Origin of the sequence: Candidatus Methanoplasma cognatum (assembly GCA_009777615.1) — an archaeon.
GTDB classification, from domain to species: domain Archaea; phylum Thermoplasmatota; class Thermoplasmata; order Methanomassiliicoccales; family Methanomethylophilaceae; genus Methanoplasma; species Methanoplasma cognatum.
The window spans coordinates 468,502-478,883 of the sequence record WRLM01000001.1; the positions used below are offsets into that span (position 1 = coordinate 468,502).

4 protein-coding genes and 1 tRNA gene are annotated in these 10,382 nt (G+C 53.4%); 3 read left to right on the top strand and 2 right to left on the bottom strand.

Annotation, left to right across the window (positions count from 1 at the left end; genetic code table 11):
- Positions 1-24: 24 nt before the first annotated feature.
- A tRNA-His gene (locus FWG96_02095) sits at positions 25-98 on the bottom strand.
- A gap of 138 nt (positions 99-236) precedes the next feature.
- On the opposite strand from FWG96_02095, the gene FWG96_02100 reads away from it, so the two are divergent.
- Positions 237-3,308, top strand: coding sequence for an InlB B-repeat-containing protein (locus FWG96_02100; protein MCL2032053.1), 3,072 nt, complete (start codon positions 237-239; stop codon positions 3,306-3,308).
- A 19-nt stretch (positions 3,309-3,327) separates the two neighbouring features.
- Here the strand turns inward: FWG96_02100 and FWG96_02105 are convergent, their stop codons facing one another.
- Complete coding sequence (locus tag FWG96_02105) at positions 3,328-3,957, bottom strand: hypothetical protein (GenBank protein MCL2032054.1); 630 nt, start codon at positions 3,955-3,957, stop codon at positions 3,328-3,330.
- 104 nt (positions 3,958-4,061) lie between these two features.
- Here FWG96_02105 and msrA point away from each other — a divergent pair, with 104 nt between their 5' ends.
- Both msrA and FWG96_02115 read left to right on the top strand, forming a co-directional pair.
- The gene (msrA, locus tag FWG96_02110) at positions 4,062-4,631 is read left to right on the top strand and encodes a peptide-methionine (S)-S-oxide reductase MsrA (protein ID MCL2032055.1); all 570 of its coding nucleotides are present in this window, start codon (positions 4,062-4,064) and stop codon (positions 4,629-4,631) included.
- Between the two features lie 236 nt (positions 4,632-4,867).
- Positions 4,868-10,382, top strand: a 5,515-nt coding sequence (locus FWG96_02115) for a hypothetical protein (GenBank protein ID MCL2032056.1), incomplete at its 3' end; no start/stop codon positions are given.

Sequence of the window (10,382 nt, forward strand, 5' to 3'; positions counted from 1 at the left end):
CGATGGGGTAAAAGTTAAAGAAGGGGCCGGGACCGAGATTTGAACCCGAGTCAAGGGATCCACAGTCCCCTAGGATAACCAAGCTACCCCATCCCGGCCATGTGGTGGCTTGCGGATTATACCTGCTGTTTATAAAACTTTTCGCTGACGCGCCGACCCCTCACGGATCGAAAGAACCGCCGTTCGTCTATATAATAGCTAAAGTTTAACTATATGTTGTATACTTCTGTTTCATAGTGTCAGCATATAAGAAAAAGATAATCATAACCACACTGTCGCTGGTGCTATTCACATCACTTGCAGTTATCTTTGTCGATCAGACGGCGACATCCGTCGATGCCGACACGATAGATGATCTTTTGGCTGACTTAGGATCATTGGGTCCGGACGATCCGTATCTGCCGTCAGCCACTGTAATTCTGCCGGCCCTGTCAGCGGGTGCGACGGTAACCATAGACGGAATGAGGGGAGGGGTTCCCACAACGGTGTCTGACAGTGCCCTGAGTCCTGACCCTTTGTTCGTGATCGCGGCTGGCAACATGGGCACATACGTGTTTGAGAATCTTATCATAGAAGGCTATGCGATGGAGATCGAAACCGGCGGAGGCGGCGACAGAGTCGTCTTCGAGAACGTAGTGTTCGCCGGAAACCGCGACCATACGATCGTTTCCAACTGCAGCGACCTGGTGATCAGGTCGTGTATCATACAAGGCGGGTCCGATATAGATATCACGGTCGAAAGCGGGGATCTTACCATAACGGATTCGGTTCTGTATTCGACCTTCTATGGCTACGTAAATACATGCGTGTACGCCGCAACGGACGGAAAGGTCTCCGTCGAGAACTGCTACATAGATAACACTTCAATAGAGATCGATTCTGACGGCATGGAAAGATCGGAACTGTCCATCAGGGACTGCACCTTCGTCGGGCCGCAGTTCTCGTATTCAGTGGAAGTAACGCTGCCGGAGAGTGTCACCGGAATTACACTGGACCTTAGCATATCCGGTTCCTTGTTCACTTCCAAGGACGGCATCACCGGCGGCCCGGCGGTCTCCGTATCGGGGGTCGCCACAGGGAGTATAGTGATAGAGCAGTGTCAGTTCGGCTGGTTGGGATCCAATTATTATCCCCTCGCCGATCCCGTAGTGAGCCTTGACATTTATTCCGCCCCAATTTCTTTCCTGATCTCGGACACCACCTTCTGTTCGAATTATATGGGAGACTACCTCACTGGCCCCCCGACGATGTTATACATAGTAGGCATGACGGGCGAGATAGTAAACTCCACTTTCTGGAACAATATGCTCTTGGACAGAGCCTCCATCAATGCGGACGACCGCATGGGATGTGTTGTTATAGAGGATGCGCAGGTCGAACTGACCAACAACACATTCCTTGACAACTATTATGTGTACAATGACGGGTCGGACGTGCTGGTGCCGGCGTCCCTGGAGATAATCTGGTATGAGTCCGTCGTAGATATGGTCAACAACATATTCGTGTGTCAATACGGCTATGACGAAGGCTTTACAAGTACGATATTGGATGAGGACAGCTGCATTACGACACTCGACCGGAATATCGACGGGGTCGGACTGGAGATCCATGACAGTATATTCCCTTATTTCGCGGGCAACGAAGGAAATGACGGGTCGCAGGCGGGATTCAGCCAGCTGGACAGGTCGGCGGAACCTCCGATGGAATTAATATCAGTTCCGGCAGAGATAGAGACCGCAACGGGAGCGGTGATCTACACCCCAGTGATATTGGCCGAACCTGCGGAAATAATAACGGTACCGATACTGCCGTTCGGAGATGCCGACGGCTGGGGGGCCGCAGGCGCACCGGAGAAGGATCAAAGAGGTAAGCCCAGGAGCGAACTTACAGATCTCGGATCGGTAAGCATAGATACGGCCGTTTTCTTTGCGATGGGAGGATATTGGGACATATATCCTTATTCCGGCTACAATATAGGGGATCGATACCGGTTCATGCTTGAGGAAGGGATCGGAATAGATTATGACAAGGCGGCCGCCATCGCCGGCGAAGACGGCAGCGTTTCGCTTCCTCCGGATTATTGGTACACGCTGCTGATGCACCCGGAGCTGCGTTTCTTGGGCTGGAGTACGGAATATGGTGCCGCTATGCCGGATCCCATGTTCGTTGTAGACACGTATGGCACGATGCTCGGCGAATTCACTATCGATATGGTATATTTTGCGACATGGGGAGAGGATTTCGTGATCGTGTTCGAACCCCAGAACGGCAGTCTGACGCCTGTGGTGAAGGTCGTTGTGCCCGATGTAACGATAGGGGCCCCCCTGTACGGGACAGTGAACGGCATGAGACTGGTCAAATGGGTGGATGAACACGGTAATGACTGGGACCCCAACGACACGCATCCGGACGGCAATATGATCGTTTACGGAGTATGGGCGGCGGCGGACCCCCCGGCAGTATCGGTCGAATTCAGGAACGGAGAGCAATCTAATATGGTGTCCGTTCCGTACGGAGGCACAGTTCCAAAGCCGGCGGATCCCGTGCGCAACGGCTACGAGTTCAAGGGATGGTTCACGGCCGCGGAAGGCGGCACAATGTGGAACTTCAGTTCGCCGGTAACGGCAAGCATGGTGCTATATGCGCAATGGGAGGAGCTCACGATGTTCACCGTTACCTTTGATCCATGCAACGGCGCCTTGGTCACAACGGTACAGGTCGGAGAAGGGCAGAGGGTAACGGCGCCTCAGGTCTCGCGGCAGGGCTACTCACTTGAGGGCTGGTTCACCGCCGCGGAGGGCGGCACCAGGTGGGATTTCAACACAGGCGTCACAGGCAGCATTACGCTCTATGCGCAATGGAGGGAGGGAGGCATCGTCGATGACGGTGACGGCGGGTTCGATACAACGGACGGCGCAGTCGTGGCGGCTGTGGTCTTCGCATCCGTAGTGGCAAGCTTCGGCATAATACCGATAGGAATGGCGGGAGGATCGAGCATCGCATCCCAGGCCGCGATATCCAACGTTTTCCAGCAGGGGATGTTCGCCGGAGGAGCGGAAACATCCGGAGAGGAGAAGAACAGGCGCAGCGTGGTCTTCAGTCCTATGAACGGTCGGCCGACATGGACAAGTTCAGTGTTCATCGGACGCTTGGTAAGCAGGCCGGCGGACCCGAGGCCTCCGAAGGGAATGAGGTTCTCCCATTGGTCGGAATCCCCCAACGGGCCGGAGTTCAGCTTCATGACGCCCATCACAAAGGTCACGCACATCTATGCGGTGTACGTAGAAAATGATAAGGGAAGGCAATAAATCCTAAATGACGAAAGGATCAGGACCCTTCTTCCGGCGCGGGCGTGACCCCTATCTTCATGGTGTATCTTATTTCGTCGGAGAACATCGCATGCATTCCGTAGACGAAGATGGCAAGATAACAGAAATACCCTATCAGCACCGCATAGAACGCGGGAGTCGTACCGAACAGCGGCAGCAGTTCGATTATGCGGTATACCATCAGCACAGTGATGCCCACGAATGACAGGACGACCATTGCCCAAATGACCTTGACGAATCTGCTCTTTTTTCTTCCAGAAATATGGCCTGAAGACCCCGACAGAACGAAGCCCATCATCACGCCGATGAAAGGTATGATCACCATCGAGACGAAACTCACTCCCGTCTCAGCCAGAGATGCGGTCAGGTAACAGAATTCCCTGGTGGCGAAGGCGGTGCCGATGACGAGCACGAACCCTGTCAGAAGCGACGTTTTTGTTTTGTACGTATCATCAATATTCAATCCGAAGGTCAGGGTCATGACGCCGAAGACTATCCCGCCCATATTCTGAAGGGCCTTATCCTGAAAATCTTCCGCTTTTATGCTTGCCCATACGGTGGTCAGCAGCATTATCAGTCCTAAGCTGAGCATCAGGATCTTCAGTAAGCGGGCTTCAGATATTTCCACAGACCGCAATCGCTTAATTTTTATTTAAATCTCGCACTAGTCCGGCAAGATATGGTCCGGGTGCCGAAGAACCGGTTAAATAAAGACACATCGGTAATGCTGCCATGCAGGGCGCAGCAGACACCGTGTGCGAAGGGCAGCCGGTCATCTACCTGGCCGGGGGATGTTTCTGGGGCGTTGAGAAAATATTCTCAGCGATACCGGGGGTAACAGATACCGAATGCGGCTATGCGAACGGATACGACCGCTTCATTCCGGACTATATGTTAGTATGCTCCGGCAAATTCGGATACTGCGAGGCGGTCAGAGTATGTTATGATCCGAAGGCCGTCGGTTTAGAGCGCCTTCTGGACGTTTTCTTCATGATCATAGACCCCACCCTTCTTAACCGTCAGGGGAACGACAGAGGGATACAATACAGAACAGGCGTATATTGGACGGACGTGCCTTCAGGGAACACCGTAATGGCATATCTTGACCGTAAAAGGAAAGAATATGATGAGTTCTGCACGGAAGCCGGCCCGTTGGAGAACTTTTTCCCGGCAGAGGACATCCATCAAGACTATCTGCACAAGAATCCGAACGGTTACTGTCACATATCCGGCGAAAAGAGCGAACACATACGCAGGATGTTCTCCCTTGACGACCCGGCGCAGGGAGACCAAAAACAATAACGGTCAGTTTTAACGACATAGGCGTTTTTTAGGCCCTGGCGGCTCTTGCTGAGGCAATCTTACTTCGTTTCGACGATGCAGACAACATCAAAGAGCGTAACTCAGAACCATTTATATGTATATTATTATTTTATCTATATATGGAGGAAGGGGGCAATATAGGAAACAGGAAGTAAGAGGTGGTTAACATTTCAGCTAAAGGCTTTATTTACAGCAGATATATGTTTTTGGCGATCTTGGCAGTGGTAGTAGCAATTGCGGTCTTACCGCTGTTCAGTATCGCTTCGGTAGCACCGGCCAGTTATTCATTTGTGGATGAAAATGGCCAACATCAGAACTCCCCGTCAAGCACTCAGGAGATCAGCACGAACGGAAACGATCTGACGCTGACCGACGGTTGGTATATCGTTACTCAGAATGTCGCTTACAACGGTTTGGTCACAATCGTGGGTGATGTAAAACTCATAATCGCAGACGGCAGCACATTGACACTATACCACTACAGCGGCGAAAATGTGGTAATAGACAACGGGGCCAGTTTGACGGCCTATAATCAATCGGGCGACACAGGTAAGATACACACAAGCACCAGTTTCGCTATTCACAATGGCAGATTAGTAAATACGTCCCTGATAGAGATGGATTCGTCCACTACCATGCCTGTCGTCCGGATGCTGTCTCCGGGAGGCGTGCTCGATAATTATGGCACTTTATCCGGCTTGAATGCGACATCTTCTACATACGTCACGGTCCGCATAGATTCAGGCAGCAACAGCACCGTTAACAACTACGGCACGATCACCAGCACGGTGGATAACACCCGTAGCAGCGGCTTAAGCTGCGAATCGTCCTCGGCAGTCATAAACAACTACGGCACGATCAGAAGCGGGTCAATGTCGACCGGCGCCTACGGCTACGGCGTCATCTGCACCGTGGGCTGCACGCTGAACAACTACAATCAGATATTCGGCGGAGGCTATGGCCGAGGCATCAGCATGACCGGCGGCGGCATCCCCCTCGATCTTTATAACAGCGGCACTGTCAGAGGAGGAATTACAGTCAGTAACACATCAGGCACAGTCAATAACGTTACCTTTGCCGCCGGCAGCGACATCACCGGAACGTTGGGCGCAGAAGGAGGGGGCAGTTTCATATTCAACTTCGTCGGCGATCCCGGCCCCGCCCTCACCTACTGCAATGTCAGTAATGTAGTGTCCCTCCTCAACAGCACAGCAAGGATTGATGCCAGCGGTCTGTCTTCGCCTCTGAAGATGGGGGATACGCTCTACCTCATAAAAAGTATCTATTTAGGGATTAATCCGGAGCCTGGCTGGTACAGCGATGACGGATATACGTTCGATATAAGTGTGGCAGGCACATCACTGATCGCAAAAGTGACCGGCGTCCCCTCTTCTTGGGGCATCGGTCTCGATCAACCCGGGACATACACATTCCCTCCTGACAAGGTCAACTACCCTCCCCAGAGCGAATTAGAGGTGACGGTAACGAACATCGGCGACACATCCACCGGCAATCTCTCTGTAACGCTGTCAGGCACCGATGCATCAGCTTTCACGCTGTCTACGGGCTCGTTGGCGACCATACTCATAGGCAGTAGCAGTAAATTCACAGTGGTGCCCCACACAGGCCTCCCCCTGGGAACCTATACCGCGACGGTAACGGTAGGGCCGGCGGCAGGCAACAGTAAACCGGTCGCACCCAAGAGCTTTGGCGTGAGCTTCACCGTCACCGATAATGCTGCCGCTCAGGTCCCATATACAAAGGTGGACGGTACCACAGGATACCACGATGCTCTGAGGATCGATCAGGATTACTTCGATAACATGTCTGGCGATGTACTGAACGACAGCAATGCGCCGGACGGATGGTACTATGTGGAGGGGAACATAACCATTTCAAACCTGCTCCTGATAAATAGCAATGTACACATAATAATCGGCAACAATTTTACTGTGGTCTTAGAGGGTAACCCTGGCATCCATGCTTTCCTCGGGGACCTGGCGGTCTATTCTCAGCCGGTGGTAGAAGGCAGCGGAGACGTAAAGGGAAGAATGGTATCCTCCAGAGACAATGTCGTAAATGTCTTTGAACACCGCAGCTTTACTAACACGGCCACTATCAACAATATCGGTACAGATACATACGGCGTATTTGCATCGGGCCCATCTGCGACAATCATTAACGGCGTCACAGGCATAATACAGGGCGACATAGGCATAGGCCTCAAATTCGATGGCACCATTGAGAACTATGGAATGGTCTTCGGAGGAAATGGCGCAGACAGATATGGCATCTATGCCGCGGAGAGCAGCACAGTCACCAACTACCAGAAAGGTACTATCCAGGGAGGTTTTGCCGGAATATGCCTTAACGCAGGCGGGACCATTACTAACTCGGGAGAGGTTGCCGGCGATACCTACGGCATACTATCTGTCAGCAATACCGCCCCAGTCACACTGACCAACGGCGGCACCGTCGGCGGCGATGTCAAGCTTACAGATGCCAAGAACAACGTGACGTTTGTGAAAGGCAGCGTGATCAATGGCGATTTCAATATCGGCTCGAGCACAGATTCAACTATGACGTTTACCGGCAAACTCACTCTTGGGGACAACTTCACATATTCGTTCGTTAACGGAATTGCGAATATCGGCAACGCCACAGCCAAAGTGAGTTTCGTTGAAATGCCCAACCCATATGCCGGCGGGAAGATAATCTTGATCGATACAAACGGCAGAACAGTGAGCGGCACGCCAGCGAACGAATGGTTCTCCGCCGAAGGCAATAACTTCATGCTTATCGCAGAGAACGACCAGCTGTTTGCCATCCCATGCAACGTCATAGATGTCTCAATACAAGATGGGAACGGAACGGTAGAGGTAAGCAGCGGCGGCACATCTTACGGAACTATCGCTGCGCCCGGAGGAACGGTCGTCCTTCCAAAAACGATAACGTCGGTCACATTTACTGCTGTAGCGGGGGCAGGATACGGGTTCGTGAAGCTCATAATCGACGGCAAGGACGTCCGCATAAACCCCGTTACATTGTCTATAAATGATAACATGACCTGTATGGCATATTTTACCGACGATCTTTCTGATCTGTTGGTCATGACCTTGGTACAGACAGGCGGAGCAGGGGCAACGCTATCTTACACCCTCAACGGCAACGATTATCCGTACTCAGCACCGTTCACGGTCCAAAAGAGCATCGATAATGTATCGATATCCGCGTCCGCATACGGAATCTATGAGTTCGTCAGGTGGCAGGACTCTGACGGCAACATACTGTCCACGACCCCGTCCCCCGGCAGCTTCGATCTGTCGGGATACGGTTCCGCCGTTACCATGACGGCGGTATTCGCCGCATCCGGCGGCAGGATCACGGTCACACTGACGTCCGAACCTGCGGGAGCGGTTCTCTTCTACACCATATCAGGACTGAACGAGGTACAATACACAGCATCATTCCAGATGGAAAGAAGCGAGAGTCTGTCCCTGAAGGCGGACGCATATGCGGGATACGGATTCCTTAGATGGGAAGGACCGGGCGGGATGATAATAGGAACGACCGCACAGATGACCAATATGTCTCTGCCCCCCACAGGTGCAACAGCGGCATACAATGCGGTCTATGCAGCATCAGGAGATCTGCTCATCATAACGATGACGCAGACAGGCGGAGCGGGAGCAACTCTCTCATACGCCCTGAATGGCGTCGATTATCTGTATTCGACGCCGTTCACGGTCCGCAAGAGCGCGGACAGAGTGTCGCTGTCAGCATCATCATATGGAAGCTACGACGGCGTGAGATGGCAGGATGACATAGGCAACATATTGTCCCTGACCCCGGTGTCTGGTAACCTGGACCTGTTGGTATATGGTTCCGCCGTCACCATAACGGCGGTCTTCGCCGAACCCGGCGGCAGGGTGATCGTCACCCTGACATCCGAACCCGCCGGAGCGATACTCTTCTACACAATATCCGGACTGAACGAGGTACAATACACAGAACCGTTCCCCATGAGCAGGAGCGAGACCCTCAGCATAAGGGCGTCCGCGACCAACGGCACATATGACTTCCTGAGATGGGAGGTCCCCGCCGGGTCGATAATAGGCACTAATGAAGTAGTGACCAACATGCCACTGCCTTCCACAGGCGTGGCCGTTACATACAAAGCCGTCTACGCAACATCCTCGGACACGATCGAGGTGACGCTGGCCCAGACAGGAGGGGCGGGAGCTACGCTCACCTACGTCCTGAACGGCATTGAATATCCGTACTCAGCACCGTTCACGGTGCTCAGGACGGACAGCCTCTCACCCTCTGCAAACGCTTACGGAAGCTATGAGTTCGTCAGGTGGCAGGACTCTGACGGCAACATACTGTCCACTATCCCGTCCCCCGGCAGCTTCGATCTGTCGGGATACGGTTCCGCCGTTACCATGACGGCGGTATTCGCCGCATCCGGCGGCAGGATAACCGTCACACTGACATCCGAACCGACCGGAGCGATACTCTTCTACACCATACCCGGACTGAACGAGGTACAATACACGGCATCGTTCCCCATGAGCAGGGACGAGACCCTCAGCATCAGGGCGTCTCCCGCCATCGGCACATACGGCTTCCTGAGATGGGAAGGTCCGGACGGGATAATCGGTACCAATGAGACGGTCACCGGTCTGTCCCTGCCTTCCACAGGAACAACGGCCGCTTACAAGGCGGTATATGCATCAGCCACCGGTAATCTGACAATAACCCTGACCCAAACAGGAGGCGCGGGAGCAGCCCTATCATACACAGTGAACGGCACCACATATGCCTATGGCACACCATTCACCGTACTCAGGACAGATACTGTGTCCGTATCGGCGTCGGGATTCGGTTCCTATGCGCTTGTCAGATGGCAGGACGACCTGGGCAATATAATCGGTATGAGTGAGAACGAAACGCTCGACATGTCGATGTATGGTCTGGTGGACAATGTGGAACTCACAGTAGTGTTCGCCACGACCGCCGAGGTCATCGAGATAACGCTTGAAAAGGACGGGAATCCCGGTGCGTCGCTCGCATACACTGTGAACAACAGTGCCTACACGTACACTGCTCCATTCGTCGTTCTCAGGACAGACACTGTGACCATATCCGTCTCTGACTTCGGGACCTATTCGTTCGTCAGATGGCAGGACGATCTGGGCAACATCATCGGCGTGAATGCGACCGAGACGCTCGACCTGTCGCTCTACAGCGGGGTAGGGACCGCGGAGATCACCGCCTTCTTCACCGCGTCAGGCGGCAGGGTGATGGTCACCCTGACATCCGAGCCTACGGGAGCTGTACTCTTCTACACAATATCCGGACTGAACGAGGTACAATACACAGAACCGTTCCCTATGAGCAGGAGCGAGACCCTGAGCGTCAGGGCGTCCGCGACCAACGGCACATACGACTTCCTCAGGTGGGAAGGCCCCGGCGGACTGATCATCGGTACCAGCGAGACTGTGACCCCGATATCGCTGCCTTCCTCAGGCACGACTGCAACCTACAAGGCCGTCTACGCAACATCCTCGGACACGATCGAGGTGACGCTGGCCCAGACGGGAGGGGCGGGAGCTACGCTCACCTACGTCCTGAACGGCATTGAATATCCGTACTCAGCACCGTTCACGGTGCTCAGGACGGACAGCCTCTCACCCTCTGCAAACGCTTACGGAAGCTATGAGTTCG

Excerpts from the sequence above, each read along its gene's own strand:
- msrA (MCL2032055.1), top strand. The coding sequence starts at position 4,062 with ATGCAGGGCGCAGCAGACACCGTGTGCGAAGGGCAGCCGGTCATCTAC.